A 1,062-nucleotide genomic window follows, 5' to 3' on the forward strand; every position below is an offset into this window, starting at 1 on the left:
AATCGTGTCCACACTTTCATCCTAAGTCCAAACAGTCCAACTTTAACCATGTAACAATTAATGAGATCATAGCAGCACTTGAACCTATTAATCAACGGCCATTGAAAACTATCGGACTTATTCGGATTAATTTTACAATCTGCCTATTGAAAAAAAATATTCAAAAAATTATTCATTCTTTCCAACCTTCACTTTACTTAGTGAATTATCAGGTGTTTTACTGTAAACTATTAATTTCTCCATTAAATCAATGTATAATGTGTAGCTATTTGTTATTTTCTTTAATTTTTTCATGTAAAAACTTATGACGATCAGAAATTAGGCTAAGAAACTTTGCGAGGTCATCATCGGTAGGTAGTTGCTTAATAAAGTTACGTGCTACTGACCGCTTGTTAATATATTGTTTTTATCGTCCTATTTTTTATTGGCCCGTATTTGAGATTCAGTTAATTTAGACATGATATTTTCTCATTACTTATTTAAGTTAGATACATATTATATGTACGAAGGCATTTCATTTACACAAGATTCTTGACGCTACCTCGTACTCATACGGATCAGCAAACATCGCTAACGTCGTTCTTAAAACCAAGTCATAGACTTGCTGCTGTATTTTAGGTAAGCTGGCTAATTTCTCTTTAGTCGGGACGACTTTAGTCATGATAATGGCGTAGTGTTCTTCAACCTTTTTTCCATTAACATAGCGCTTATTTGGGGTGGTATTGGTTAAAGCGACTGGCTTAGAGACTAAACCCAGATACTTCGTCAGATTAGCCACTAAATACTCAAATTCTTCATCAGTGATATAAGCACAATCGGTTCGGGGATAGCTAAGGAACTTGGCTTCGTATAAACTCTGAATGGCCGCCAAAGTCTGGCTGGCACTGGCATGATACCGTTTATTCATGGCACTTTGGAGACTGGATAGTGAGAATAGTTGGGGACTAGCACGCTTTTTGCCTTGTTTTTGGACGTCCTTGATTAAACCGGACTGTGAGCCTTTCTGAACGTTTTTAGCTTGCATGAATGTTATTAGCCCTGTTTCGTCTTTAAATCGCTGAT

At 36.3% G+C, this 1,062-nt stretch carries 1 pseudogene; it reads right to left on the reverse strand.

Annotated elements, in window-relative coordinates:
* Nucleotides 1-541: 541 nt before the first annotated feature.
* Nucleotides 542-1,062 (reverse strand): annotated as a pseudogene (locus FD47_RS14580) (DNA topoisomerase); the annotation flags it as partial.

It is taken from the genome of Lentilactobacillus parafarraginis DSM 18390 = JCM 14109, assembly GCF_001435895.1.
GTDB lineage: Bacteria > Bacillota > Bacilli > Lactobacillales > Lactobacillaceae > Lentilactobacillus > Lentilactobacillus parafarraginis.